The following is a 24,632-nucleotide window of genomic DNA, read 5'->3' as shown; positions in this document are numbered from 1 at the left end:
GTCCGGCGTCACCTCGATCCAGGATCACCGGCTGGCACTCGGAGCGTTCATGACGCCAGGGGCCAGCGCGCTGGAGCGCCGGGCCGGCCTGTACTCGCGGCGGGGACGGCCGAGGGGGTGTGATGACCACAGTTCTGGCCCCGGTCGCGGGGGCGGCCGTGGGTCTTGGGGCGGTGCCCGACCCGGTGTTCTCGGAGGGCCTGGTGGGGCCCGGCATGGCGATCGAGCCGGCCAGGGAGCCGGGCGAGGCGGTCTCGCCCATCACAGGCAAGATCGTGAAACTGCACCCGCACGCGTTCGTCGTCGTCGGCGACGACGGCCGGGGAGTCCTGGTCCACCTGGGCATCGACACCGTGCAGCTCAAGGGGGAGGGTTTCGAGCTGCTGGTGTCCGAGGGGGACCGGGTGGGGGCCGGACAGCCCGTGGTGGCGTGGAACCCCGTGGAGGTCGAGGCGGGCGGCCGCTCCCCCGTCTGCCCCGTCGTGGCGCTGGACGCCACCGAGGGGTCCGTCACCACACTCGCCGAGGGCGCGGTCCGCACGGGGGACGAACTCTTCCTGTGGAGGTGAGCCGTCCGGGATGAGGTTCCGGGCGGCGGGCGTTGGTCGCTCACAGGAGCACCTTCCGCGGGGACGACGGAGACCTGGAGGCGAGGACGGCCATGGACGCCGCGCTGTTCGACCTGGACGGCACACTGATCAACAGTGAGCACCGGAGCATGGCGATGTGGGCGATGCTGCTCGACAACCACGGGGTGGTCCACGACGAGGTCGTGCTGCGCGGGTTCATGGGCCGGCGCGGGCGCGACGTCCTGGCCGAGCGGGCCGACCTCTTCCCCGGCAGGCGGATCGACGACCTGATCAGCGAGGTCATGTCCTTCAACGACCATCCCGGCCTGCCCGCCGTCGTGCCGGTGCCCGGCGCCGCCGACCTGGTCCGCAGGGTCTCGGCGCACGGCTCGCCGATCGCGGTCGTCACCTCCGCCTCCCGGGAGTGGGCGGAGGAGCGGCTGGCGGAGGTCGGGATACGCGACCTGGTGCGGGTCCTCGTGTCGGCCCGCGACGTGGTCGAGGGCAAGCCCGCCCCGGAGGGGTTCCTGCTGGCCGCCCGCCGCCTCTCCGTCGATCCGGCGCACTGCGTCGCGTTCGAGGACTCGATCGCCGGGATTGCGGCGGCCAAGGCGGCGGGTATGAGGTGTGTGGGCATAGCGACGACCCACGCGGGCACCGAACTCACCGAGGCGGATATCGTCGTCGCCGATCTGACGGGGGTCGAATGGCCCCCGTCGGCCCATGGATGAGCCGGGCGGTCTAGACCGCCCGGCCTGATTCGCAGGAGGAACACGTGGCCCAGCGCCAAGTCACCGTTGAGTCCGAGGTCGGTCTGCACGCCCGCCCCGCGGCGACGTTCGTGCAGACCGCGGCGGCGGCGCCGGTGGACATCACCGTCGCCAAGGGCGGCGGCCAGCCGGTGAACGCCAAGAGCATTCTCGCGGTGCTGTCGCTCGACGTCCGCCAGGGCGACACCGTGGTGATCGCGGCCGAGGGCGAGGGCGCCGAGGAGATCGTGGACAAACTCGCCCTCATAGCCTCGGCACCATGACCGCGCTCTCGGGGGTGGGCGTGAGTCCGGGGGTCGGCCTCGGACCGGGTTACGTCATGGCGCACGAGGCTCCGGTGCCCGAGCCCGGCGCCCGCCACGGGGGGGACGCCGGGGCGGAGCGGGCCAGGGCCGCGCAGGCACTGGAGCGGGTCGCCGCCGACCTGGAGGCGCGGGGGGTCCGGGCGGGCGGCGAGGCCCAGGAGATCCTGGGCGCCCAGGCGCTGATGGCCCGTGACCCCGGCCTCGCCGTCGGGGTGGCCGAGCTGATCGACGCGGGCACGGGGGCGGCCCGCGCGGTCTACGAGGCGTTCGGCGCCTATCGCGAGCTGCTCGTCGCGGCGGGGGGATACCTGGGCGCGCGCGCCGCCGACCTGGACGACGTCAGGGACCGCGCCATCGCGGTGATCGAGGGTCTGCCGGTGCCCGGCCTGCCGGTCCGGGCGGCGCAGCCGTACGTCCTCATCGCCCGCGACCTGGCCCCCGCCGACACCGCGCTGCTGTCGCGGGACGTGGTGGCCGCCTTCGTCACCGAGCAGGGCGGGCCGACCAGCCACACCGCGATCCTCGCCCGCGCGATGGGGGTGCCCGCCGTCGTCGCCTGCCCGGGGGCGACCGCGATCGCGCCGGGCACGCCGGTGCTGGTGGACGGGGCCTCCGGGCTCGTACGGCCCGCGCCGACGGAGGAGGAGGTGGTCACGGCGAGGAACGCCGCCGCCGCCAGGGACGCCGTGCTCGCGGCCGCCACCGGGCCGGGGATGACCTCCGACGGGCACGCCGTCCCGCTGCTGGCCAACATCGGCGGGCCGCGCGACGTGGCGGCCGCCCTGGAGCACGGCGCGGAGGGCGTCGGCCTCTACCGGACCGAGTTCCTCTTCCTGGACCGGACGGCGGCGCCGTCGGAGCAGGAGCAGGAGGCCGCCTACCTGGAGGTGCTGAACGCCTTCCCGGGAGGCCGGGTGGTCGTGCGGACGCTCGACGCGGGGGCCGACAAGCCGCTGGCCTTCCTGCCGCCGCCGGGGGCGGAGCCGAACCCGGCGCTGGGGCAGCGCGGGCTACGGCTGCTCAGGGCATACCCGGAGATACTGAACACCCAGCTCGCCGCCCTGGCCAGGGCGGCCGCCCGCTCCTCGGCCAAGCTCCAGGTGATGGCCCCGATGGTCGCCACCGCCGAGGAGACCGCCTGGTACGTGGCGACCTGCAGGGAGGCGGGGCTGCCGGAGGCGGGAGTGATGATCGAGATCCCGTCGGCCGCCCTGCGCGCCGCCGACCTGGCCCAGGAAGCGGACTTCTTCTCGCTGGGCACCAACGACCTGGCCCAATACACCTTCGCCGCCGACCGGCAGGTGGGCGCGCTGACCGCGCTGCAGGACGCCTGGCAGCCCGCGCTGCTCGACCTGGTCGCGCTGGCCGTGACCGGGGCCGTCGAGCGCGGCCGGCCGTGCGGGGTGTGCGGGGAGGCGGCGGGCGACCCGGTCCTCGCCTGCGTGCTGGTCGGGCTCGGCGTCACCTCGCTGTCGATGGCCGCCCCCGCGCTGCCCGCCGTACGGGCGGCGCTGTCGCGGCACACCCGGGAGCAGTGCCTCCTGGCCGCGCAGTCCGCGATGACCACCGTCTCCGCGCCGGAGGCGCGCGCCGCCGCCCGCTCCCAGCTGCCCGGACTGGCCGGACTGGCCCTGTGACGGAAGGGGCGGGACCCACGTAAGTGGTCGGGCCGGGTGTCTCCGGTCGCCGACGCGGATAGCGTGGGTCCCATGGTTCGGTGCATTCGTACGACTGGTCTGGCAGTGATCGCCACTATGGTGGCCGGGTGCGCGGGGGCGGGGGCGACCCCGCCCGTCAGGCCCGCGGCCGGGCAGGTCGCCGACGCCGCCACGGGCGCCACCCCCGCACCGCCGGCCACGCCCAAGCCCTCGGGGGGCTCGCAGGTCGAGGCCGTGCTCGGCCGGATGAGCGTGGAGGACAAGGTCGGGCAGCTCTTCATGCCCGTGCTGTACGGCGCGGCGGCGGACACGACGTCGGGGGAGAACCAGGCGCGGTTCGGGGTGGGCACCCCGGCCAAGGCGGTCGCCAAATACCGGCCGGGCGGGGTGATCCTGTTCCCCTGGGCCGGCAACGTCAAGAACGCCCGGCAGATCGTGGCGCTGACCAACGGGCTGCAGAAGGCGTCGCCGGAGATCCCGCTGCTGATCGGCGCGGACCAGGAGAACGGCCGGGTCTCCCGGCTCGCCCCGCTGGTCACCGACATGCCCGGGGCCTCGGTCATCGGCTCGACCGGAGATCCCTCGCTGGCCCGGAAGGCGGCCGAGGTCACCGGCACCGAGCTGCGTGCCCTCGGCATCAACCTCGACTTCGCCCCGGTCGCCGACGTCAACATCAACCCGCGCAACCCGGTGATCGGCCCCCGGGCCTACGGCTCGGACCCGAAGAAGGTCGCGCCGATGGTCGCCGCCGCGGTCCAGGGCTTCCACGACGCCGGGATCGCCAGCACGGCCAAGCACTTCCCCGGCCACGGCGACACCAACGTCGACAGCCACACCGGGCTGCCGGTGATCCAGCACTCCCTGTCGCAGTGGAGCAAGCTGGACGCGCCCCCGTTCGCCGCCGCCATCGGCAAGAACATCGACGCGATCATGAGTGCCCACGTGGTCATGCCCAAGCTCGACCCGTCCGGCGATCCGGCCACGCTCTCCAAGCCGATCCTGACCGGACTGCTCCGCCAGAAGCTCGGCTTCGACGGGGTCGTCTCGACCGACGCGCTGGACATGGCGGGGGTGCGCAAGAAGTACGGTGACGGGCAGGTGGCCGTGCGGGCCATCCAGGCCGGAGCCGACCTGCTGCTGATGCCGCCGGACTTCCCCACGGCGTACCAGGCGGTGTTGGCCGCGGTGAAGTCCGGGAAGATCTCCGCCGCCCGGCTCGACCAGTCCGTCCGGCGGCTGCTGAAGCTGAAGGCGGCCCGGGGCCTGCTGGACAGGGCGCCGGTCGCCGACCCGGCCCGGGCCGAGCGGGTGCTGCGCTCGGCCGAGCACCGCAAGGTCGCCCAGCTCATCAAGGACCGGGCCCGCTGACGCGGCCGGGCCGGCCGCGGCCGTGTCCGCCCGGCGGGGCTCCGCTACGCGGGCTGGAGCCCGCCGCGCCGGGCCATCGTCAGCACGAGGGACTGCACGATGCGCATGACGAGCGCTTCGAGCAGGAGGAAAGCCGCCTTGGCGAGAACCGAGGCCAGGAATTCAGACATAACAACCTCACAGCCACTAAAAAGCTCTTAAGGGGATATTTCAGGACGAAGTTATACGAAAATCCGCCCTGAGGTGACTGTTCAGTGAACGGCCGATGACGTCTCGCGGGCCGGCATCCGCAACGCCATCCCGGCGACGGTGACGGCGGCGGCGCTCCCCAGGGCGATGGCCCACCCCACGGGCCCGAGCGGGCGGCAGCCGAAGAACCCGGACAGGCCCGGGAGCGAGACGGCCAGGCCCAGAACGGCGAGCGACGCCAGCGCGGCCAGCGCGACCACGCGGTCCCGGCCGCCCAGGGCCAGGGTCTGGAACAGCTGGGCCGACACCAGGGCGACCAGCCCGATCGTGCCCGCCCGCCGCCGTGTGCCGGTCATCCGTCCGATCGACCAGGCGACCCCGGCCGCGCCCGCCGTGATGGCGGCGCGCAGGTAGATGTCCCGGGTCAGGGAGGTCGCCAGCGAGGCCTCCGGGCCCTCGGCGAGCAGCCGCTCGGGGCTGGCCGCCGCCGGGGGCCGGACGGCCACCGCCATCGCCGGCAGCATGTCGGTGAGCAGGTTGACCAGCAGGAGCTGGCGGGCGTTCAGCACGTTGCGGCCGGTGGCCAGGCTGGAGCCGACCGCGAAGACGATCTCCCCGATGTTGCCGCCGAGCAGGATGCTCAGGGCGTCGCGGACCGAACTCCACATGGCCCGGCCCTCGATGATCGCGTCGACGATCGTCTCGATGCGGTCGTCGGTCACCACGACGTCGGCGGCGGTCCGCGCCGCCGGGGTGGCCCGGGACCCGAGGGCGATCCCCACGTCCGCGGCGCGGATCGCCGGGGCGTCGTTGGCGCCGTCGCCGGTCACCGCCACGACCATGCCGGAACGGCGCAGGCACTCGACGATCCGGGCCTTGTGCGCCGGAGTGGTCCGGGCGAAGACCGTCACCTCCGGCAGCGCCTCCGTCAGGGCGTCGTCGTCAAGGTCGTCCAGCTCCGGCCCCGTCATGATCCGCGCGCCGTTCAGCACGCCGAGCTCGGCGGCGATCGCCTCGGCGGTGGTCGGGTGGTCGCCTGTGATCATGACGATCCGGACCCCCGCCCGCGTCAGGCGGTCGACGCTCTCGGCCGCCGTGGGCCGGACCGGGTCGGCCAGGCAGAGGAAGCCCAGGAAGACCAGCTCTCCGATGCGGGACTCGTCGAGGTCGCGCCGGTCCGAGGCGGGACGCTCGGCCACCGCGAGCATCCGGTACCCCTGCCGGGCGAGCCTGTTCATCTCTCTTTCCAGCCCGGCCCTGGCGGCTCCGTCGAGCGGGACGGGGCCGCCGTCGCGGAGCACGCTCACGCACCGGGTGAGGACGACCTCCGGAGCGCCCTTGACGCTCAGCAGGTGCCCCGAGCCGCCCAGCCCGAGCACGGCGTGGTAGCCGCGCCCCGGCTCGAAGGGGAGCTCGTCGACCCTCCGCCAGGTGCCCGGCCCGTCCTCGGGGGTGACGTGCAGCCGCCGGGCCCCGTCCAGCACGGCCCGGTCGGTCGGATGGGGGATGGGCCGCCCGTCCTCATGGCGCGGGCTCGCGCGCAGCGCGGCGGCGACGATCCGCCTCAGGCCGGGCGGCAGCTCCTCCATCGGGCGCTCGGCGCGCCCGTCCGAGACGCACCGCAGGCTGATGTGCCCCTCGGTCAGCGTCCCCGTCTTGTCGAAGCAGAGAACGTTCACCCGGCCGAGCGCCTCGATCGTGGAGGGGACGGGCACCAGGGTGTTACGGGTCGACAGCCGCCGGGCGGCGGCCAGCTCCGCGGCCGAGGCGACGAAGGGCAGCCCCTCGGGCACGGCGGCGACGGCGAGGCTCACCGCGGGGGCGAGCGCCTCCGGCAGCGATCTGCCGCGGAGCAGGTCGGTGACGAGCAGGGCGACGCCGGAGCCGAGCGCGACCGGGAGGACCTTCCGGCTCAGCGCCCGCAGCCGGAGCTGCACGCCGGTCGGCGGGCGGCTGTCCACGGTGAGCCTCGCGGTCCGGGCCGATTCGGTCGCCTCGCCGGCCGCGACGACCACGGCCAGGCCATGGCCGGCCGCCACGGTCGTGCCCTGGTAGACCATCGAGCTGCGGTCGGCGACGGCGGGGGCGCTGACGGGGGCCGGCGACTTGGCGACGAGCTGGGATTCACCGGTCAGGGCCGCCTCGTCGACCTCCAGGCCGACCGCCCTGAGCACGCGGCAGTCGGCGGGTACGGCGTCGCCGGCGCGCAGCTCGACGACATCGCCCGCCACGAGGTCGTCGGCGGCCGCCCCCACGCTCGCGTGGGGACGGCGGAGCCGTACGCGGGCGGCGACGGACTCGGTCAGCCGGTGCAGCGCCCGGTCGGCGGCGAACCGCTGACCCCCGCCGATGAGCGCGTTGACGACCAGGACCGTGCCGATCAGCACCGAGTCGGAGACCGAGCCGACCACGGCCGACACGCCCGCGCCCGCCGCCAGCACCGGGGTCAGCGGATTGGCCAGCTCCTCGACCGACACCCGCAGCAGCGAATCGGGGGTCTCGGGGCCGCCCGGCCCCGGTGCGGTCCTGCGCCGCCGCCGGGCCTCCGCCTCGGTGATCCCGCCGGGCGAGGAGCCCAGCCGGGACAGCACGTCCTTGACCGGCATGGCGTGCCACGGAGTGCGGTCGGCGCGGACCGGGGAGGCCCCGCGCCCGGCGCTGCGGCCCGCCCACTCACCCACGGCGATCGCGGCCAGGGCCGTGCAGTCGTTCGCGAGCTGGGCCCTGCGCACCGCCGCCTCCCGCGCTCCGGCGGCCGTCAGCGTGGCCCCGACGGCCGCCCCCGCCAGGCTGAGCCACACGCACTGCTCGCTCGCCCTCCTGGCCGGTGCCAGGCAGCTCAGGAGCAGGTGGACCCCGTCGAGCTCGCCGATCACGTCCGCGTCCCACGGCACGCGGCCTGACCGGCTCAGCACGCCGATGCCCAGGTCGGCCTGGGCCAGCGCCGTCGCGGAGCGCCTCGACACCACGGCGACCCCGTGACCGGCCGCCTGGAGCGCGCGGACCGACGCGGCCAGCCGGGGACCGCCAGGCACGACCTCCTCGACGGCGAGCCGGCTGCCGAGCCCCTGGCCGCCTCCCGCCAGCAGCACGGTGCACCCGCTCCTGGCCGCGGCGACGACGGCGTCCGCCAGCGGGTCGACCTCCGGCGCCAGCCCGGCCACGGCGACCAGGGCGCCCTCCCGCCGCACGCCGACGGCCCGGAGCGCGCGGCCCTGCCAGTGCGGGACGTCCGCTGCCGGGACGAGCCCGGCCAGGTCCGCCAGCGGCTCGGCCGTCCACGTGTCGCGTTCCCGCGGCGCGCCCGGGTCGGTGAAGTCGATGAGGGTGTAGAGCCGTGCGTGCAGCTCGTCGGGGTCCACGCCGTCGACGAGGGGCACGACGCGATCGATCGCCCAGGCGCCCGTATCGAGCAGGGCGGCGTCGAGGACGACGGTGTCTATGCCGTCCATACGGCGCAGGGCCTCGCTGTCGAGGACGACCATGCCGCGCCCGGCCAGCGCGCGCCCGACCGCGCAGGCGAAGGACTCCCGGCCCGCTCTGGCCGCCTTGGGCGTCGTCGAGACCATCATGGCGAGTCCCCGCCGGCGACTGTCGCTGATGAGGCGCGTCAGCCCCGAGGCGCCCAGCGCCACCGGCGCCACGGCGCGCTCGAACCGTGCCACGGGGCTGTGCGCCATGGGAGCCGGGCGTGGCCGCCGCGCCGCGCGGGTGTGCCGGTAGGTCCCTTCCCGGGAGGCCAGCTTCTGCCCGTGCAGCTCCCACGCCTGCTGCGTGCCACGCGCCTCCAGGTAGCGGCCGGCGGAGGAGACCGAGTGGATCAGCAGCCCCAGCGGGCGCAGCGCGAGCGTGTTGGTGACGATGTTCGCCGCCGTGAACAGGGCGCCGGTGGCCGGCCGGCCGAGGCGGCGCTCCAGCCCGGCGCGGACGGCGGGGGTGGATTCGGCCAGGTGCAGCAGGGTGGGCACGGCGGGTAGCAGCGGCGGCAGGCGGGCCGCGCGCCCGGCGAACGCCAGCCCGGTGCCGATCAGGCTCGCGCCGAGCCTGATGCCGGCGCGGGTGTGCTGCTCCACCACGCTGGACAGCGACGACACCCGGTCCTGCTCCTCGTCCCGGCCGGTGTCCTCCTCGGTGCCGAGGGCGCCGAGAGCGTCGAGGGTGTCGAGCTCCTCGACGATCGACGTCAGCTCCTCCAGGTCGACCAGGCCCTCGCCGCATCCCACGAAGACGGTGCCGAGCGCGCCGTTGACCTCAGCCCGCTCCACCCCCTCCAGCGCGAGCAGCAGCTCTTCGAGCCGCCGGGCCACCTGCCCGGTGCCCGGGCCGCCGATCACGCGCAGGTCGAGGTGGAACCCGCCGGGACAGCTCCGTCTGCCGCGTGGGCGCGGCAGGGTCTCCCGTATCGCGCCGGGCAGGACGCTCCACAGTGCCTCGGTGGGAAGCGTCAGCACACGCGACAGGAACATCCGGCTCTCCAGCAGGGAAACTCAGGTCGTCAGGCCGCGACGGGGCGACGGCCCGGCCGGCCTTCTCACTGGGCCGTCATCACTTGGACGCGCTCGCGTGGCCTGAGGCGGCCGCGGTCCGGGCAGCGGACGTCCGGGGCGTGGACGTCCGGGGCGTGGATGTCTGGGCGGTGGACGTCCGGGCAGTGGATGTCCGAGGAGCGGGCGTCCGGGCGGTGGACGTCCGGGGCGTGGACGTCCGAGCAGTGGACGACCGGGCAGTGGACGACCGGGCAGTGGATGTCCGGGCAGTGGGCGTCCGGGAAGCGGACCCGCCCTCCTTGCGGGCGCGCTGGGCGATCAGCGTTCCGACGCCGATCGCGGCCGCCACCGGCCATTCGACCACTCCCACCACCGCCAGCGCGCCGAGCCCGCCGTAGTAGGCCATCCGCTCCGGAGGCGGGAGGAACGACCTGGCGACGTCGATGGCCTGGCCGGCCTCCTGCCGGCTGACGTGGGGCAGGCGGAGCTGGGGCAGATGGAGTTGGGGCAGGTGGAGCTGGGGAGGCCGGAACTGCACGGTCATCATCGGCAGGTTCAGCGTGAACTCCTGCCCGTCGTGCCCGCGCTCCGCCTGCCTGCGCCCGGCGGTCCGCTGCCCGGTGGATTTCTCCTCCGCGGACGTGCGCCCTGCCGTCCTGCGCCCGGCGGCCGTGGCGGTCCTGCGCCCGGCGGCCGCGGTGGTCCTGCGCCCGGTGGCCGCGGCGGACGACGCCGACGTGCGGGCACGCGTTCCGCGAGCCGTCTGGCTTACGGTCATCGCCCCTCCTCAGAAGGAGTCGAGGGATCGGTTCGGTGGCGCCCGCGGGCGGCCGATGGCGCCTCTCACCTGCGGCCATCTGGCCCCGGGGGCCACTCCTCCTAGCCTTCCTCGAACCGCGGGCCTGAAACGCCGTCCAGCCATTGAATCGGACATTCGGCGGGAAACCTCCGGCTCGGGCCGTCCGTCCGGGGCCTCACAGGAGGTAGGGCTTGAGCTCCCTGCGGGCGACGGCGCGGATGTGGACCTCGTCGGGGCCGTCGAAGATGCGCATGGCGCGGGCCTGGGCGTACATCATGGCGAGCGGCACGTCGTCGCAGACGCCCAGGCCGCCGTGGACCTGGATGGCGCGGTCGATGACCTCGCAGGCCATCCTGGGGGCGACGACCTTGATGGCGGAGATCTCGGCGGCGGCGGCCCTGGCGCCGACGGTGTCGATCAGCCAGGCGGCCCTCAGGGTGAGCAGCCGGGCCTGGTCGACGGCCAGCCGGGACTCGGCGATCTGCTGCTGGACGACGCCCTGCTGGGCGAGGGTCTGGCCGAAGGCCACGCGGTTGGCGGCGCGGGAGCACATCAGCTCCAGGGCGCGCTCGGCCATGCCGATCGCCCGCATGCAGTGGTGGATGCGGCCCGGTCCCAGGCGCGCCTGGGCGATGCGGAAACCGTCGCCCTCCTCCGCGATGAGGTTCGAGGCGGGCACCCGGACGTCGGTGAAGGTGATCTCGGAATGGCCGTGCTGCTCCTGGTAGCCGAAGAGCGGCAGATGGCGCACGATCTCCACCCCGGGGGTGTCCATCGGGACCAGGATCATCGACTGCTGGCGGTGCGTGGGGGCGTCCGGGTCGGTCTTGCCCATCACGATCATGATCTCGCAGCGCGGGTCGGCCGCGCCGGTGATGAACCACTTGCGGCCGTTGATCACGTATTCGGAGCCGTCACGGGTGATGGAGGTGGAGATGTTGGTGGCGTCGCTGGAGGCCACCGCGGGCTCGGTCATCGCGAACGCCGAGCGGATCTCCCCGGCGAGGAGGGGCTTGAGCCAGCGGTCCCGCTGTCCGGGCGAGCCGAACATGTGCAGGACCTCCATGTTCCCGGTGTCGGGGGCGGCGCAGTTCAGCGCCTCGGGGGCGAGGTCGATGGAGCGGCCGGTGACCTCGGCCAGGCTGGCGTAGTCGAGCACCGACATGCCGGACTCGTCGGGCAGGAACAGGTTCCACAGGCCGCGCGAGCGGGCCTCGGCCTTGAGGTCCTCGACGACCGGGGGCAGGTCGTGGTTGCCGTGGCCCTTCGCGAGCCGCCACTCGTGGTAGACCGGCTCCGCCGGATACACATGAGACACCATGAAATCGGTCAGGTTGGCGAGGTATTCCTCCGCCTTCGTGCTGAGCGCGAAGTCCATGGCGGTCAGTTTTGCACCACCCCTTTCCGGCTCACTCACCGGCCATGCCTAATCTGGACCCGGTTCTAGACGAGGAGGCGGGATGCTCAAGGGTGTGCTGATCGACTGGGGAGGCGTGCTCACCGTGGGGATGTCCGAGGCGATCGCCCACTGGATCGCCGCCGACCGGATCGACGCCGCCCACTACCGCGAGGTGATGCGGGAGCTGATCCTGCACGCCTACGAGGGCTCCGAGAGCGGAGAGAACACGATCCACGCCCTGGAGCGGGGCGAGATCTCCGGACTGGACTTCGAGCGGGACCTGGCCGCCAGACTGATGACGACGGACGGCGTGCCGCCGGTCGCGGAGGGGCTGCTGGCCAGGATGTTCGCCGGGTTCCAGCGGGTCGAGGCAATGTACGTGATGCTCCGCGAGGCGCGCGCCGCCGGGCTGCGGACCTGCCTGCTGTCCAACTCCTGGGCCAACGAGTATCCCCGGGACGGCTGGGACGAGGTCTTCGACGCGGTCGTCATCTCGGGGGAGATCGGCATGCGCAAGCCGGAGCCGAGGATCTTCGAGCACGCGCTCGGCCGGGTCGGCCTGGCGGGGCACGAATGCGTGTTCGTCGACGACATCGAGGCCAACATCACGGCCGCCCGCGCCCTCGGCATCGTGGGCGTGCACCACCGGGACCCCGAGCTGACCATCGCCGAGCTGGAGCGGCTCTTCGGCGTGCCGCTGCGCTGAGGTCCGCCGTCCGGCTCGCCGTCCCCTTCCGGACCCCGGATCTCGCGGCCGGGTCGCCGGGGCTGGCACACTCGATGGGTGATCGGCGCCGGACCGGCGCCGGTGTCGGAGCAGAAGATCGAGGCATGGATGCGCGTCTACCTGCCGGGCACGCTCCCCGCGCTGGCCCGTGTGGTCACCCTGGGGGAGTTCGGCCCGGCCCCGCTGACCGGCTACGCGGTCACCCCCGCGTTGGTCGAGTGGTACGTCTCGGGTGACACCGAGGAGCTGGAGTACGTCGCCCTGACCGAGGCGGCCAGGGCGTCCCTGCGGATGCTGGCCGCCGACCGCGCGGACGGGGTGGAGGTGGCCGCGCGCCGGGTGGTGATCGCCGCCGAGGTGCCGGACGACGTCGTGAGCGTGGGCGCCGGGCTGGAGGAGCGCGCCCGGGTGCGGCTGTCGGCGCCGGTCCCGCTGTCGAAGATCGCCGCGGTCCACGTGGACGACCCGAGCGCGGCCGAGGACGTGGAGGCCGCCGTCGCCGCGCTGTCCGCGGCCGACCGCGGTGACGACGACGCCAGGTTCACCGTGGACGGCGCCGAGGCCCACGAGCTGATGTGGTACGCCACACAGGAGATCCCCGACCTGCTCGACTGAGCGCGCGTGACGACGCGGGAGCCGGGCCCGAGGTTTACCGCTATTGCCGAGAAATAAATGATTCCCGACCTTTTCGTGGCTGTCGTGACTAAGATCACTCCGGTCCAGCCAGCCTCATGACGAGAAGGAGCGGATGTCAGTGAAGATCCGAGTAGTCACGGCCACGGTCGCCGCGGCCGGGTTGGCCCTGTTCGCGGCGTCCCCGGCCGACGCGCACACCTACGACCACAAGGACCCCTACCGCGAGGGCTGCGCCCGCTCGGCGAAGGTGGTGCGGACGGCCGCCGTCAAGACCCCGGCCAGGGAGACGGTCGGGACGGTCAGGCTCATGTGGTCGAGGTCCTGCAAGACCAACTGGACCGAGGTCTCGACCTCCAGCACCGCGTCGGGCACGATCAGCGTCTACACCGACCGCGGCTCGGACACCTTCAGGTTCAAGGCGGGCAACGGCGGCCGTCACTGGGGCGACATGATGTACGCCCCCCGCATCTGCGCGTGGGGCTCGGTCCGCGTGCGGTGGAACGGGGGCCGTGGCGGCCAGAACGGGCAGGGCACCACCGGCAAGGCCTGCGGCTGAGCGCCCCCGTGGCGCGGTGAGCGTGGACCCCGCGGCGGGCCGGACACCCCGGCCGGCCGCGGGTCCCCGCCTCGCGGACCCCGCCCGTGCCGTGCGGGGCGGCGGAATGTCCGACCGACTGGCTAGGCTTGAGCCGATATGACGAAGCATATTGTCTGGGACTGGAACGGCACTCTCTTCCACGACGTCGACGCCGTCGTCGGGGCGACGAACGCGGTGTTCGAGCCCTACGGGCTGGGCCCCTACGACGTCGACCGATTCCGCGCGGTCTACACCCGACCGATCTGGGCGGCCTACGAGCGCATGCTCGGCCGCGCGCTCCTCGACGGCGAGTGGGAGCGGCTCGATCTCGGCTTCCACGACAACTACCACCGGCTGATGCTGGAGTGCGGTCTCGCGGCGGACGCGGCCTCCACCCTGGCGAGCTGGGAGCGGGAGGGCGGCAGGCAGTCGCTGCTGTCGATGTGGGCGCACGAGCGGCTGGGGCCCAAAGTCGCCGAGTTCGGCATCGACCGGCACTTCACCCGGATCGACGGGCTGCGCAGCGCGTCCGGCGGGCACAAGGCCGACTCGATGGTGGCCCATCTCGCGGCGCTCGGGGTCGACCCCGCCGACGTGCTCGTGATCGGCGACAGCGTGGACGACGCGCACGCCGCCCGGCATGTCGGGGCGCGGGCCGTCCTCTACACCGGCGGCATGACCAGCCGGGCGGACCTGAAGGCGCTGGGCGTCCCGGTCGTGGACACCCTCGCCGACGCCATCGGCTACGCCTGAACCCGCCCGGACCCACCGCCGCTCCGGGGCCGCCCGCCCGTGACCCCCGTCCGCCCGGGACCCCGCCCGCCCGGGACGGGACCGTCCGCCCGGGACCCCGCCCGCCCGGGACCGCCCCTCCGGGACCGGACGGTCTGGGCATCGATGGCGGACGGGGACGGCGATGGCCGTACTCTGGGCATCCGCACCCATTCCGGGAGGCCCACGATTAGCCGCCTCGTCCTGTGGAACATCGACCTCACGCTGGTCGACGTGTCCATCGTCACCCGCGACGCCTACGCGGAGGCCTTCCGGCAGGTCACCGGACGGCCCCTGGTCAAGCTGACCCAGCACAACGGACGCCCTGACTCCGAGATCGTCTTCGAGATGCTCGCCCTCAACGGGGTCGTGGCCGACGACGGCCACCTCCCGAAGTTCCTCGACGCGCTGGCCGAGACCTTCGGCGCCAGGCGCAAGCGTCTGGCCAAGGACGGCCGGATGATGCCCGGGGCGGCCGACGCGCTGAAGGCGGTGGCCAGGCTCGACGGTGTGGTCCAGTCGGTGCTCACCGGCACGATCAAGAGCAACGCCGTGCACAAGCTGACCGCCTTCGGCCTGGACCGGCACGTGGACTTCGAGGTCGGCGGCTACGGCGAGGAGGTCTACCCCAAGGCCACCCTGCTCCAGGTCGCGCAGGGCCGGGCCAGGCAGAAGCACGGCGGGACCTTCGACGGCGGCAACACCGTGATGATCGGTGATTCGGCCAGGGACGTCCAGGCGGCCAAGATCGCCGGAGCGTCCATGATCGCGGTCGCCACCGGCCGCTCCCTCCCGGCCGAACTCCACGAGGCGGGGGCCGACGTGGTCCTGCCCGACCTGTCCAACCCCTCCGAGGTCGTCGCCGCGGTGGCCGGGCTCACCTCGCCGGCCCGCCGGCCCGGCTAGCGGCGGCTCATCCCGTACGGCGGGCGGCGATCTCGCGGACGACCGAGGCCAGCAGGTCGATGTCGGCCTCGGTGGTGCGCCAGTTGAGGATGGCCGGCCGCAGGGCCGTCATCCCCTGGTAGGTGGTGGTCCCGGCGTAGACCCGGCCGTCGGCGAGCAGCTCCTGGCCGATCCACGCGTTCAGCGCGTTCAGCTCCTCCTCGGGGACGCCCGGCGGGCGGTAGCGGAAGCAGACCACGCACAGCCGTACCGGGGCGAGCAGCTCCAGGTCGGCGGCCTCCTCGACGATCCCGCCCAGCCGCAGGGCGAGCCCGTGGTGGCGCTCGACCATCTCCCGGTGACCCTGCCTGCCGTAGGCCCGCAGGGTCGCCCAGATGGGCAGCGCCCGCGCGCGGCGGGAGGACTCCGGGCCCAGGAAGTTGTAGTTGACGTGCTGGTCGTCGCCGCCGGGGAGGTACGCCGCGCCCCACGGGCCGAAGGTCCGGCCCATGAGCTCCGGGTCGCGGACGAACGCGAACCCGCTCTCGTAGGGGACGTTGAGCCACTTGTGCCCGTCGGCGGTCACCGAATGCGCCCGCTCCACCCCCTTGACCAGGTGCGACAGGCGGGGCGAGGCCGCGGCGAACAGTCCGAAGGCGCCGTCCACGTGCAGCCAGGCGCCGTACCGCTCGGCCAGGTCCGCCAGGTCGTCGATGGGGTCGAAGTCGCCGGTGTTCACCTCGCCCGCGTTCCCGACGATCACCGCCGGGCCGTCGATCCGCTTGAGCTCCCGCTCCATGGCCGCCAGGTCGACCCGGCCCGCCCGGTCCCGGGCGAGGATCCGGGCACCGTCCCGGCCGCAGCCGAGCGTCAGCAGCGCCTTGCGGCTGCTGGGATGGAGGTAGCCGCCGGCCAGCACGGGCATCCGCGGCAGCCCGGCCAGCCCGTCGGCCGCCACGTCGGCGCCGTGCCGCTCGCCCCACCACTGCCGGGCGCACGCCAGCCCGGTGAGGTTGGCGAAGGTCGCGCTCGGGGTCAGCACGCCGCCGTAGGACCGCGGCAGCCCGAACAGGTCCTTCAGCCACCCCAGCACGACGGTCTCCGCCCGGGCGGCGAACGGCGAGGTCAGCCAGAGGCCCCCGGCCTGGTCCAGCAGCGAGGTCACCCAGTCGCCCGCCTGGGCCGCCGGGGTCGACCCCCCGACGATGAAGTGGAAGAAACGCGGTCCGGAGGAGTGCGTCGCCGCCGCGGTGCCGACCCGCAGCAGCTGCCCGACGCTGTCGAGGGTGCCCTCGCCGCGTTCGGAGAGCGGGCCGTCGAGCAGGTCGAGCAGCCCGTCGGCCCCGTGGTCGTGGACGGGGCGGTCGCCGAGCGTGTCAAGGTAGGGCCGGGCGGCGCCGGCCACCAGCTCCAGGGCCGCCGCGGCCTGGTCGCACTCGTTCAAAGGATCACTCATCCTTCAGGGAAACACGCCCGGACGCGGTCCGCCAAGCCCCTTTTCGATCTTCGACGGCCGGGACTAGGCGAGCCCGGCGAGGAAACGGGCCGCGACGGGGGCGGCCACCGTGGAGCCCGCGCCGCCGCCCTCCACGATCACCGAGAACGCCAGGTCGCCCTGGTAGCCGATGAACCAGGCGTGCGAGGGAGGCTCCTTGCCGGAGCCGAACTCGGCGGTCCCGGTCTTGCCCGCCGTGCCCCGGGGGAAGGAGACCGCGCTGGCCGTACCCTCCACCACCACCGCGGGCATCAGCGTGCGCAGCGCCCGTACCACGGCCGGCTCCAGTTTCCTCGGCTGGGCCGCCGGCAGCAGGCCGGCGTCGACCAGCCGGGGCGGGCGCCAGGCGCCGTCGGCGATCGCCGCGGCGACGGTGGCCATGTTCAGCGGGCTCGTCAGGACGCGGCCCTGCCCGATCGAGGCCGACGCGAGGTCGGTGTCGTCCTTGGGGTCGGGGAACTGCGCCCGTACGGCGGGCACGCCGGGCTCCACCGGACCCCCGAACCCGAAGCTCGCGGCCACCGAGGCCAGCCGGTCCCCGCCCAGCCGGTCCACGCTGAGCCGCCCGAACGTGGTGTTGCACGAGTGGGCGAACGCCTCGCGCAGCGCGATCGTGCCGTAGTCCTTGAACCCGGCGTTGTGGAACGGGAAGCCGCCGATGTTCTGCTCGGCGGGGCAGGGCACCCGCTCGCCCGCGGTCATGCCGTCGGCGACCAGGGCCGAGGCCGTGACCACCTTGAAGGTCGAGCCGGGAGGGTAGTGGCCGAGCAGCGCCCGGTTGAACCCGCCGGGCTTGTTGACCACGGCCAGGATCTCGCCGGTCGAGGGCCGCAGCGCGACCAGGGAGGCGGGTTTGGTCACCTTCTCCAGGGCCGCGGCGGCGGCCCGGTGGACACGCAGGTCGATCGTGGTCCGCAGCTCCTTGCCCGCCACGGCCTTGGCGGTGGCCAGTGTGGCGACCCGATCCGTCCCCCGGACCAGGTCCACCCGCGCCGAGGCGGCGCCGGTGAGGCGGGCGGCGTACTTCTCCTTGAGCCCCTCGACGAGCTGCTGCACCGAGCCCGGCGTGCCCGCGGTGTCGATACGGGTCCCGTCGGCGGCCCGGATCGGCGCCTGCTCGGCCTTGACCAGCACGGTCCTCATCCGCAGGCCGGGCTTGAGCCGAGGGTGCAGCGCCGCCGGGCTCCACTTCACCCGCCAGGCCCGCTCGTGCTCGACCAGGGTCAGCGAGCCGTCGTAGGACCAGTCGACCGGCCCGTCCAGCGTCGCGTGGAAGGTGACCTTGGAGTCGGCGCCGCCGGTGACCGCGAAAGCGGCCTTGGACAGCTTCAGGTCGGTGCGGAAACGCCGGTACCACCGGTCGAAGTCACCCGGCGGATCGACCGTGAGCGCCCGCATGGCCGGGTAGTCCTGCCTGGCCCAGGCGGTCAGGAACTCCTGGGCCGTCTCCTCGGCCGACCCCTGGGTACGCAGCGCCCAGGCGCCCGCGCCGATCACGGTGACCGGCACCAGCACGGCCGCCGCCAGGTGTTTCAGGTTCATGGATCGTCCCCCTTGTCTTCGCGGACCGAGGAGACCAGAGGGATGTCATATATGTCCAATATTGGTATGTGAGTGATATCGATATGGAAATAGATATAATCGCTGATCATGGACCTCGTGCGGCATCTGCGTTACTTCACGGTCGTCGCCGAAGAACTGCACTTCGGCAACGCGGCCGTCCGGCTGGGCATGGCCCAGCCGCCGCTGAGTCAGCGCATCCGGCGGCTGGAGGAGGAGCTCGGCGTGCGGCTGTTCGACCGCTCCAGCCGCCAGGTCCGGCTGACCGAGCCGGGACGGCTGCTGCTGGCCGAGGCCCGCGAGATCGTCGCGCGGGTGGACCGGCTGCGGGACCTGGCCGGGCGGGGGGAGGGCGCGGCGCTGCGCGTGGGCGTCCCGCCCGACCTGGGATCCTCGGTGATCGCGGCGCTGATCGCCGGGTTCCGCGAGCGCGTGCCCGAGGTACGGCTCGCCCCGGCCGAGATGTGGAGCGCCGACCAGGTCATCGCGCTCACCGACGGCACCCTGGACGTCGGCCTGCTCCGCCATCCGGTGACCGCCCCCGGGCTGAGCTTCGGCCCGGTGCTCGTCCAGCGTCCCGGCGTGGTGCTGGCCGAGGCCGACCCGCTCGCGGAGCTGTCGTCGGTGCACCTGGCCGACCTGGCCGGCCGGCAGCTCGTGCTCTTCCCCCGGGAGCCCGGCCTGCACGAGGAGACGCTCGCCGAGTGCCGCCACCACGGATACGTCCCGGAGGAGGTGCACGAGGCCCAGACCCTCGGGCTGGTCCTGGCCGGCACGGCCGTCGCCTTCGGGCCCCGCGTGGAGCTGCCCGGACTGCGGTGGAGGCCGCTGCTGGGCAGCCCGCTGGCCTGGCGGGTGTCCACGGCCTGGCGGGGGCAGACCGCCGACGCTGCCGTAACCTTCGGGGCGGTGGCCGTACGAGTGCTGAAGGAGAAAGCCGGGATGACGGACGACGGTGCGGCGCCGGCGCGGCGGGTCCGTGCCAGGCCCTCCTCTGGATTCCTGGCATGAGCGACCTCGGCGCGCTGTTCCGCGCGGCCGGGGTGACCGGATACCTGCACGCGGTGGACGTCGACACCGGGGCCGAGGTCACCCACGGCGCCGACGAGCCGGTGGTGCTGGCCTCGGTGTTCAAGGTGGCGCTGCTGGTGGAGTTCTTCCGGCAGGCCGACGCCGGACGGCTGGAGCCGTCCGAACGGGTCACGGTCATGGCGGACGGCCACACTCCCGGGCCCACCGGAGTGTCGGTCATGGCCGACGACGTGACGATCTCCCTGCGCGACCTGGCCTACCTGATGATGGCGGTGAGCGACAACACCGCCGCCGACACCCTGATCCGCAGGGTCGGCCTGCCGGCGGTCAACGCCATGCTCGCCGCCGCGGGCCTGGACGGGACATGGGTCGAGCACGACTGCCGCGGCCTGTTCGCCAGCATCGTCGAGGACACCGGGCAGGAGGAGATGCCCACCGACCCCGCGGTGATCGCCCGGCTCCGGGCGCTCGACCCCGCGCGCACCAGCCGGAGCACCCCACGCGACATGACCCGGCTGCTCAGCATGATCTGGCGCGACGAGGCGGCCTCGGCCGAGTCGTGCGCCTCGATGCGCGGACTGCTCGGCCTGCAGGTCTGGCCGCACCGGCTGGCCGCCGGCTTCCCCTACGACGACGTCGCGGTCAGCGGCAAGACCGGCACGCTGCCCACGATCCGCAACGAGGTCGGCGTGGTGGAGTATCCCGACGGCGGGTGCTACGCGGTCGCGGTCTTCACCCGCTCCTACGGCACGGCGCAGAACCAGCCCCGCGCCGACGCGGTGATCGGCACCGCGGCACGGGCCGCCGTGGAGCGGTTACGTGACTGACCCACACCACACGCCCCGAGGGTGTGTGGTCCCGGGGGATGACATTCCGGCGAGCCGCCGAGAGGATGGGGCCATGGTTGAGGAAGGTGCGCTGCTCTGGGAACCCACCCCGGAGGTCGTGAGAGACGCCAGGATCACCCGCTACATGGAGTGGCTCGGCCGCCCCGGTGACTACGAGTCCCTGTGGCAGTGGTCGGTGGACGCCCCGGGTGAGTTCTGGACGTCGGTCTGGGACTACTTCGATGTCGTGGGTGAGCGTGGTGACGGGCCCGTCATATCCGGGACGATGCCCGGCGCCGAATGGTTCACCGGATCGACGCTGAACTACGCGGCCAACGCGCTGCGCCGGGCCGCCTCCGAGCCCGACCGGCCCGCGGTGGTCTTCCGCGACGAGCGGGGCGGCCGGCGGACGCTCACCCTGGGCGAGTTGGCCGAGGAGGTCGCCCGGGTCCGCACGGGCCTGGCCGGGCTGGGCGTCGGCCGGGGGGACCGGGTCGCCGCGTACGCGCCGAACGTGCCCGAGACGCTGGTCGCGTTCCTCGCCACCGCCTCGCTGGGCGCGATCTGGTCGTCCTGCTCCCCGGACTTCGGCGCGCCCAGCGTGATCGACCGCTTCACCCAGATCGAGCCGAAGGTGCTCATCGCGGTCGACGGCTACGACTACAACGGCAGGCGGTTCGACCGGGCCGGAGTCGTCCAGGACATCGCGGCCAAGCTGCCGACCCTCGTCGCGCGGGTGCGGATGGCGACGCCGGACGGAGCCGGCGCGCCGGCCGGGGGACAGCTCCCGGACGAGACCGGCACCCCCGTCCTGAGCTGGGCGGAGCTGCGGCGGACGGCCGGTCCGCAGGAGTTCGAGCCGGTGCCCTTCGGCCACCCGCTCTGGATCGTCTACTCCTCCGGCACCACCGGGCTGCCCAAGCCGATCGTGCACGGGCACGGCGGCGTGGTGCTGGAGCACCTCAAGGCGCTCGCCTTCCACCAGGACCTGGGCGAGGACGACGTCTTCTTCTGGTACACCACGACCGGCTGGATGATGTGGAACTACCTCATCGGCGGCCTGCTGGTCGGCTCGGCGGTGGTCCTCTACGACGGGTCGGCCACCCATCCGGGGACCGACGCGCTGTGGCGGCTGGCCGCCGAGGAGGGGGTCACCTACTTCGGCACCGGCGCGCCCTACCTGATCGCGTCCATGAAGGCGGGCCTGCGGCCCTCCGGGCTCACGGCGCTGCGCGGCCTCGGCTCCACCGGCTCGCCGCTGCCGCCCGAGGGATTCGCCTGGGTGCACGAGGCGCTGCCGGAGATCCAGCTCGGCTCCTTCTCCGGCGGCACCGACGTCTGCACCGGCTTCGTCGGCGCGGCCCCGCTGCTGCCGGTCCGCGCGGGCGTCATCCCCTGCCGCTGCCTGGGGGCCAAGGTCGAGTCCTTCGACCCGTCGGGCACGCCGGTGGTCGGCGAGGTCGGCGAGCTGGTGCTGACCGCGCCGATGCCGTCGATGCCGGTCATGTTCTGGAACGACCCCGACGGGACGAGATACCGGGAGAGCTACTTCGCCGACTACCCCGGCGTCTGGCGGCACGGCGACTGGATCAAGATCCTCCCCGACGGCGGCTGTGTGATCTACGGCCGCTCCGACTCCACCCTCAACCGGGGCGGCGTCCGGATGGGCACCAGCGAGTTCTACCGCGTGGTGGAGCGCTTCGACGAGATCGCCGACAGCCTGGTGATCGACACCGGGCAGCTCGGCCAGGAGGGCCGCCTGCTGCTCTACGTCACCATGGCCGAGGGGGTGGCCCTGTCCGACGAGCTGGTCGCGCGGCTGCGCGGGGCCCTGCGGGAGGCACTGTCCCCCCGGCACGTGCCGAACGAGATCATCGAGGTCCCGGGGATCCCGCGCACCCTCAGCGGCAAGAAGCTGGAGGTGCCCGTCCGCAAGATCCTCCTCGGCGTCCCCCCGGAGAAGGCCGCCAACCTCGACGCCATGGCCAACCCCGAGGTGCTGCCTCACTTCGCCCCTCTGGAGAAGTGAGACGGGCCGCCGGCGCGGTTCAGCCGGCCGGGTCCTCGCCCGCGCCGAACAGCGGCAGGCAGGGTTCGAGACCGTGGATCTCGAACCCCGCCGGGGTGCTCCAGCCGTCGCGGGACAGGCGCAGACGGCGGGTCTCGACGGCCTTGCCCAGGCGGTTGTGGAGCTGGATGCCGTCGTCGCGGTAGCCGAGCTTGCGCGAGACCGCGTAGGAGGCGTGGTTGTCGGCGAAGGCCCCCGAGGTCGCCTGCGAGGCGCCCAGGCCGTCGAAGGCGAGGTGGAGCACCGCGGCGCGCATCTCGGTGCCGATGCCCCGTCCCTGGAAGCGCCGCCCGAGCCAGGAGCCGGTGGCGACCTCGCGGGTCACCGCGTAGTCGGTGCCCGACAGCTCCTGCATGCCGACCACCTGGCCTCCGTCGACGACGACGAACAGGCAGCTCCACTTCTCCGGGGACCAGCCGGCCCACTGGCCGAAATGGAACTGGACGGTGCCGCGCGCCCGTTCGGCCGGCGCGGCGTCGCTCCAGGGGAAGGTGAACGGCATGAAGCCCGGCTCGTGAACGCCCTCGGCGGCACGGTCGGCGAGCTCGTCCAGGTCGTCGAGGGACGGGATCCGGAGTTCCAGCCGGGGAGTGGTCACCCGGAGCTGGAACAGGGGCCAGTTGCGCATGCCTCGATCTTGCCGACCCGGCCGCCGGAGAATCCACTCGATTACGGCCGTCACGCCCCGGCCGCAAGGGTCCCCTCGGAGGAGCGCCTCCTCAGCCGGTGTCTCCTCGGTAGGGGGCTGCCGCCGGGTCACGCCTCCCGGCCGCGAGGCTCCCCTAAGGGGCGCCTCCCCAGCAGAGGTGTCTCCTCGCGGCAGGGGTGGCCGCCGTCGGGTCACGCCTTCCAACCGTGAGGGTCCCTCCGAAGGCTGCCTCCTCAGCGGCGGGGTGTTCGCGGCAGCGGGGTGGCTCCCGGATCACCCCGGGGGACAATCCTCCCGGGTGGATGGGACACGGGCTCAGGCGGTCCGGGACGGGGCTCCGGTCTGGTGGACAGGTGATGAAAAATCCTGATTCGTTCCGGCGGATCGCCGCCGGGGTCGCGCTGCTCGCCTGGCCGGTGCTGGAGTTCCTGGCCTTCCTGACCTCGCCCCCGGGCGCCGAGCACGATCCCGCCGTCTTCCGCGAGCACCCGGCCCTCGTCCAGGTCAGCGGCCTGCTCTACCTCTGGGCGGCGCTCACCCTCATCCCGGTGGTGCTCGGCCTGGCCCACCTGCTGCGCGGGCGGGCCCCGGGGACCGGCAACGCCGGCGCCGTGCTCGGCCTGCTCGGCGCCGGTCACGCGCTGACGCTCTTCACCACCGACTTCTACGACCTGGCCCTCGCCCAGACCCTGCCCGACGCGCAGGCGGAGGCGGTCACCGCGCGGGCCGGCGAGCTGCCGGGGTTCCTGTTCGGCATGCTGCTGCCGGGATTCCTGGTCCATGTGGGGCTGCTGACCCTGCTCATCGGGCTCGTGGCCGCCCGGATCGCCCCCTGGTGGGTGCCGCTGACCGCCCTCGCCGGGACGGTGGTGCCGTTCGTGACGATGGACCGCCCGCCCGCCGTGCAGTCCGTGGGCGCGCTGCTCCACCTGGCCGCCTACGGCTGGATCGCGCTGCGCGTGCTGCGGATGCCGGACGCCGACTGGCGTGCGGGCCTCACAGCCCCGCCTCCCTCGCCCGCATGATCGCATGGGCCCGGTCGGCCACCTGGAGCTTGGCGAAGACCGCCGACACGTGGTTGCGCACGGTCTTCTGGCTCAGCCCGAGCCTGGCCGCGATCTGCGGATTGGTCAGGTGCTCGGCGACCAGGCCGAGGATCTCCCGTTCCCGCCGGGTCAGCTCGGGCAGCGCCGGCTCGCTCCGCTCCCGTTCGGTGAAGTAGCCCGTCAGCCGGGCGGCGATCGCCGGGCCGAAGATGGCCTCCCCCTCGGCCACCGCCTGCACCGACCGGACCAACTCCGCCTTGCGCGCCCCCTTGAGGACGTAGCCGCGGGCCCCGGCCCGCATGGCGGCGAACACCGAGTCGTCGTCGTCCGACATGCTGAGCACGATCACCCGGATGTGCGGGTGGTCGCGGACGATCCGCTCGGTCGCCGTGATCCCGCCCATGCCGGGCATCGTCAGGTCCATCAGGACCACGTCCGGCTGCGCCCGCCCGACCAGCGCCAGCGCCTGCTCCCCGCTGGCGGCCTCGTCGGCGACCTCGATCCCCTCGGCCGCCGCCAGCAGGGCGCGCAGCCCGGCGCGGAACCCGGGGTGGTCGTCAACCAGCAAGATCCGGATCACCGGCGTCCTCTTCTTCCTCGTACGCCGGCAGCACGACCCTGACCAGGGTCCCGCCCTCCGGACGCGCCTCGACCGTGCACGATCCACCCAACTCCAGGGCCCGCTCGCGCATCGACGCCAGCCCCACCCCGGCGCGGCCCCCGAGGTGCACGTCCATGTGGTCGGCGATCGCGGAGACGGCCCGCAGGTCGCTCATGATCCCGGGGACCGGGAGCGCCTCCTCGAAGGTGCGGCC

Annotated in this window: 23 protein-coding genes; 14 read left to right on the top strand and 9 right to left on the bottom strand. The window is 73.7% G+C overall.

What is annotated here, in order from left to right; all coding sequences use genetic code 11:
• Nucleotides 1-122 precede the first annotated feature (122 nt).
• The 5 genes from ACWDS7_RS28660 (at nucleotide 123) to nagZ (ending at nucleotide 4,670) form a co-directional block, all read left to right on the top strand.
• Nucleotides 123-569, top strand: a complete 447-nt coding sequence (locus ACWDS7_RS28660; RefSeq protein WP_306858993.1) for a PTS sugar transporter subunit IIA — start codon at nucleotides 123-125, stop codon at nucleotides 567-569.
• 32 nt (nucleotides 570-601) lie between these two features.
• Nucleotides 602-1,300 carry an HAD family hydrolase gene (locus ACWDS7_RS28655; protein WP_451931795.1) on the top strand — a complete coding sequence of 233 codons (699 nt, stop codon included), beginning with the start codon at nucleotides 602-604 and terminating at the stop codon, nucleotides 1,298-1,300.
• Between the two features lie 44 nt (nucleotides 1,301-1,344).
• Nucleotides 1,345-1,602: an HPr family phosphocarrier protein gene (locus tag ACWDS7_RS28650; RefSeq protein WP_306858989.1), complete on the top strand. Its 258-nt coding sequence runs from the start codon at nucleotides 1,345-1,347 to the stop codon at nucleotides 1,600-1,602.
• A complete protein-coding gene (gene ptsP, locus ACWDS7_RS28645; protein WP_451931794.1) occupies nucleotides 1,599-3,281 on the top strand; it encodes a phosphoenolpyruvate--protein phosphotransferase in 1,683 nt (560 codons plus the stop codon). The genes ACWDS7_RS28650 and ptsP overlap by 4 nt, the downstream gene beginning before the upstream one ends.
• 72 nt (nucleotides 3,282-3,353) lie before the next feature.
• Complete coding sequence (nagZ, locus tag ACWDS7_RS28640) at nucleotides 3,354-4,670, top strand: beta-N-acetylhexosaminidase (protein WP_451931793.1); 1,317 nt, start codon at nucleotides 3,354-3,356, stop codon at nucleotides 4,668-4,670.
• Between the two features lie 44 nt (nucleotides 4,671-4,714).
• Here the strand turns inward: nagZ and ACWDS7_RS28635 are convergent, their stop codons facing one another.
• The 4 genes from ACWDS7_RS28635 to ACWDS7_RS28620 all read right to left on the bottom strand — a co-directional run bounded on the left by ACWDS7_RS28635 (nucleotide 4,715) and on the right by ACWDS7_RS28620 (nucleotide 11,523).
• Complete coding sequence (locus ACWDS7_RS28635; RefSeq protein ID WP_306858983.1) at nucleotides 4,715-4,840, bottom strand: hypothetical protein; 126 nt, start codon at nucleotides 4,838-4,840, stop codon at nucleotides 4,715-4,717.
• An 81-nt stretch (nucleotides 4,841-4,921) separates the two neighbouring features.
• Entirely contained in the window at nucleotides 4,922-9,325 is a 4,404-nt protein-coding gene (locus tag ACWDS7_RS28630) for an HAD-IC family P-type ATPase (RefSeq protein ID WP_451931792.1), read from the bottom strand.
• A 79-nt stretch (nucleotides 9,326-9,404) separates the two neighbouring features.
• Entirely contained in the window at nucleotides 9,405-10,124 is a 720-nt protein-coding gene (locus ACWDS7_RS28625; protein ID WP_451931791.1) for a hypothetical protein, read from the bottom strand.
• Nucleotides 10,125-10,320: 196 nt separating this feature from the next.
• Nucleotides 10,321-11,523 carry an acyl-CoA dehydrogenase family protein gene (locus tag ACWDS7_RS28620; protein WP_306858978.1) on the bottom strand — a complete coding sequence of 401 codons (1,203 nt, stop codon included), beginning with the start codon at nucleotides 11,521-11,523 and terminating at the stop codon, nucleotides 10,321-10,323.
• Between the two features lie 82 nt (nucleotides 11,524-11,605).
• On the opposite strand from ACWDS7_RS28620, the gene ACWDS7_RS28615 reads away from it, so the two are divergent.
• The 5 genes from ACWDS7_RS28615 to ACWDS7_RS28595 all read left to right on the top strand — a co-directional run bounded on the left by ACWDS7_RS28615 (nucleotide 11,606) and on the right by ACWDS7_RS28595 (nucleotide 15,161).
• Complete coding sequence (locus ACWDS7_RS28615; RefSeq protein ID WP_306858976.1) at nucleotides 11,606-12,250, top strand: HAD family hydrolase; 645 nt, start codon at nucleotides 11,606-11,608, stop codon at nucleotides 12,248-12,250.
• A 129-nt stretch (nucleotides 12,251-12,379) separates the two neighbouring features.
• On the top strand, nucleotides 12,380-12,886 hold the full coding sequence (locus ACWDS7_RS28610) for a DUF6912 family protein (protein WP_451931796.1): 507 nt from the start codon (nucleotides 12,380-12,382) through the stop codon (nucleotides 12,884-12,886).
• Between the two features lie 139 nt (nucleotides 12,887-13,025).
• Nucleotides 13,026-13,463, top strand: a complete 438-nt coding sequence (locus ACWDS7_RS28605) for a DUF2690 domain-containing protein (protein WP_451931790.1) — start codon at nucleotides 13,026-13,028, stop codon at nucleotides 13,461-13,463.
• Between the two features lie 138 nt (nucleotides 13,464-13,601).
• Complete coding sequence (locus tag ACWDS7_RS28600; RefSeq protein ID WP_306858971.1) at nucleotides 13,602-14,237, top strand: HAD family hydrolase; 636 nt, start codon at nucleotides 13,602-13,604, stop codon at nucleotides 14,235-14,237.
• 144 nt (nucleotides 14,238-14,381) lie between these two features.
• Nucleotides 14,382-15,161, top strand: coding sequence for an HAD family hydrolase (locus ACWDS7_RS28595; protein WP_451931789.1), 780 nt, complete (start codon nucleotides 14,382-14,384; stop codon nucleotides 15,159-15,161).
• 7 nt (nucleotides 15,162-15,168) lie between these two features.
• Here ACWDS7_RS28595 and ACWDS7_RS28590 read toward each other — a convergent pair whose 3' ends face one another.
• Both ACWDS7_RS28590 and ACWDS7_RS28585 read right to left on the bottom strand, forming a co-directional pair.
• Nucleotides 15,169-16,596: a pyridoxal phosphate-dependent decarboxylase family protein gene (locus tag ACWDS7_RS28590; RefSeq protein ID WP_451931788.1), complete on the bottom strand. Its 1,428-nt coding sequence runs from the start codon at nucleotides 16,594-16,596 to the stop codon at nucleotides 15,169-15,171.
• 63 nt (nucleotides 16,597-16,659) lie between these two features.
• Complete coding sequence (locus ACWDS7_RS28585) at nucleotides 16,660-18,177, bottom strand: penicillin-binding transpeptidase domain-containing protein (protein ID WP_451931787.1); 1,518 nt, start codon at nucleotides 18,175-18,177, stop codon at nucleotides 16,660-16,662.
• Between the two features lie 108 nt (nucleotides 18,178-18,285).
• Here ACWDS7_RS28585 and ACWDS7_RS28580 point away from each other — a divergent pair, with 108 nt between their 5' ends.
• The 3 genes from ACWDS7_RS28580 (at nucleotide 18,286) to ACWDS7_RS28570 (ending at nucleotide 22,083) form a co-directional block, all read left to right on the top strand.
• Nucleotides 18,286-19,206, top strand: coding sequence for a LysR substrate-binding domain-containing protein (locus ACWDS7_RS28580; protein ID WP_451931786.1), 921 nt, complete (start codon nucleotides 18,286-18,288; stop codon nucleotides 19,204-19,206).
• Nucleotides 19,203-20,054 (top strand): serine hydrolase, encoded by an 852-nt coding sequence (locus ACWDS7_RS28575; RefSeq protein ID WP_306858961.1) that lies wholly within the window; start codon nucleotides 19,203-19,205, stop codon nucleotides 20,052-20,054. Before ACWDS7_RS28580 ends, ACWDS7_RS28575 begins: the two co-directional genes overlap by 4 nt.
• A gap of 73 nt (nucleotides 20,055-20,127) precedes the next feature.
• The gene (locus tag ACWDS7_RS28570) at nucleotides 20,128-22,083 is read left to right on the top strand and encodes an acetoacetate--CoA ligase (protein ID WP_451931785.1); all 1,956 of its coding nucleotides are present in this window, start codon (nucleotides 20,128-20,130) and stop codon (nucleotides 22,081-22,083) included.
• A 19-nt stretch (nucleotides 22,084-22,102) separates the two neighbouring features.
• On the opposite strand, the gene ACWDS7_RS28565 is transcribed toward ACWDS7_RS28570, so the two are convergent.
• Nucleotides 22,103-22,750 carry a GNAT family N-acetyltransferase gene (locus tag ACWDS7_RS28565; protein ID WP_306858956.1) on the bottom strand — a complete coding sequence of 216 codons (648 nt, stop codon included), beginning with the start codon at nucleotides 22,748-22,750 and terminating at the stop codon, nucleotides 22,103-22,105.
• A gap of 377 nt (nucleotides 22,751-23,127) precedes the next feature.
• On the opposite strand from ACWDS7_RS28565, the gene ACWDS7_RS28560 reads away from it, so the two are divergent.
• Nucleotides 23,128-23,796, top strand: coding sequence for a hypothetical protein (locus tag ACWDS7_RS28560; RefSeq protein ID WP_451931784.1), 669 nt, complete (start codon nucleotides 23,128-23,130; stop codon nucleotides 23,794-23,796).
• Here ACWDS7_RS28560 and ACWDS7_RS28555 read toward each other — a convergent pair.
• A complete protein-coding gene (locus ACWDS7_RS28555) occupies nucleotides 23,768-24,397 on the bottom strand; it encodes a response regulator (protein ID WP_451931783.1) in 630 nt (209 codons plus the stop codon). The two genes, ACWDS7_RS28560 and ACWDS7_RS28555, sit on opposite strands and share 29 nt — an antisense overlap.
• A partial coding sequence (locus ACWDS7_RS28550) for a hypothetical protein (protein ID WP_451931782.1) occupies nucleotides 24,375-24,632 on the bottom strand: 258 nt, incomplete at its 5' end. The genes ACWDS7_RS28550 and ACWDS7_RS28555, both read right to left, overlap by 23 nt.

The organism is Streptosporangium sp. NPDC003464, assembly GCF_053588315.1.
Note: the sequence above shows the minus strand (reverse complement) of the source record. Positions and strands in the feature narration are given on the sequence as shown.

Excerpts from the sequence above, each read along its gene's own strand:
- ACWDS7_RS28660 (WP_306858993.1), top strand. The coding sequence starts at position 123 with ATGACCACAGTTCTGGCCCCGGTCGCGGGGGCGGCCGTGGGTCTTGGG.
- ptsP (WP_451931794.1), top strand. The coding sequence starts at position 1,599 with ATGACCGCGCTCTCGGGGGTGGGCGTGAGTCCGGGGGTCGGCCTCGGA.
- nagZ (WP_451931793.1), top strand. The coding sequence starts at position 3,354 with ATGGTTCGGTGCATTCGTACGACTGGTCTGGCAGTGATCGCCACTATG.
- ACWDS7_RS28635 (WP_306858983.1), bottom strand. The coding sequence starts at position 4,840 with ATGTCTGAATTCCTGGCCTCGGTTCTCGCCAAGGCGGCTTTCCTCCTG.
- ACWDS7_RS28630 (WP_451931792.1), bottom strand. The coding sequence starts at position 9,325 with ATGTTCCTGTCGCGTGTGCTGACGCTTCCCACCGAGGCACTGTGGAGC.
- ACWDS7_RS28625 (WP_451931791.1), bottom strand. The coding sequence starts at position 10,124 with ATGACCGTAAGCCAGACGGCTCGCGGAACGCGTGCCCGCACGTCGGCG.
- ACWDS7_RS28620 (WP_306858978.1), bottom strand. The coding sequence starts at position 11,523 with ATGGACTTCGCGCTCAGCACGAAGGCGGAGGAATACCTCGCCAACCTG.
- ACWDS7_RS28615 (WP_306858976.1), top strand. The coding sequence starts at position 11,606 with ATGCTCAAGGGTGTGCTGATCGACTGGGGAGGCGTGCTCACCGTGGGG.
- ACWDS7_RS28610 (WP_451931796.1), top strand. The coding sequence starts at position 12,380 with ATGCGCGTCTACCTGCCGGGCACGCTCCCCGCGCTGGCCCGTGTGGTC.
- ACWDS7_RS28600 (WP_306858971.1), top strand. The coding sequence starts at position 13,602 with ATGACGAAGCATATTGTCTGGGACTGGAACGGCACTCTCTTCCACGAC.
- ACWDS7_RS28595 (WP_451931789.1), top strand. The coding sequence starts at position 14,382 with ATGGCGGACGGGGACGGCGATGGCCGTACTCTGGGCATCCGCACCCAT.
- ACWDS7_RS28590 (WP_451931788.1), bottom strand. The coding sequence starts at position 16,596 with ATGAGTGATCCTTTGAACGAGTGCGACCAGGCCGCGGCGGCCCTGGAG.
- ACWDS7_RS28585 (WP_451931787.1), bottom strand. The coding sequence starts at position 18,177 with ATGAACCTGAAACACCTGGCGGCGGCCGTGCTGGTGCCGGTCACCGTG.
- ACWDS7_RS28580 (WP_451931786.1), top strand. The coding sequence starts at position 18,286 with ATGGACCTCGTGCGGCATCTGCGTTACTTCACGGTCGTCGCCGAAGAA.
- ACWDS7_RS28575 (WP_306858961.1), top strand. The coding sequence starts at position 19,203 with ATGAGCGACCTCGGCGCGCTGTTCCGCGCGGCCGGGGTGACCGGATAC.
- ACWDS7_RS28570 (WP_451931785.1), top strand. The coding sequence starts at position 20,128 with ATGGTTGAGGAAGGTGCGCTGCTCTGGGAACCCACCCCGGAGGTCGTG.
- ACWDS7_RS28565 (WP_306858956.1), bottom strand. The coding sequence starts at position 22,750 with ATGCGCAACTGGCCCCTGTTCCAGCTCCGGGTGACCACTCCCCGGCTG.
- ACWDS7_RS28560 (WP_451931784.1), top strand. The coding sequence starts at position 23,128 with ATGAAAAATCCTGATTCGTTCCGGCGGATCGCCGCCGGGGTCGCGCTG.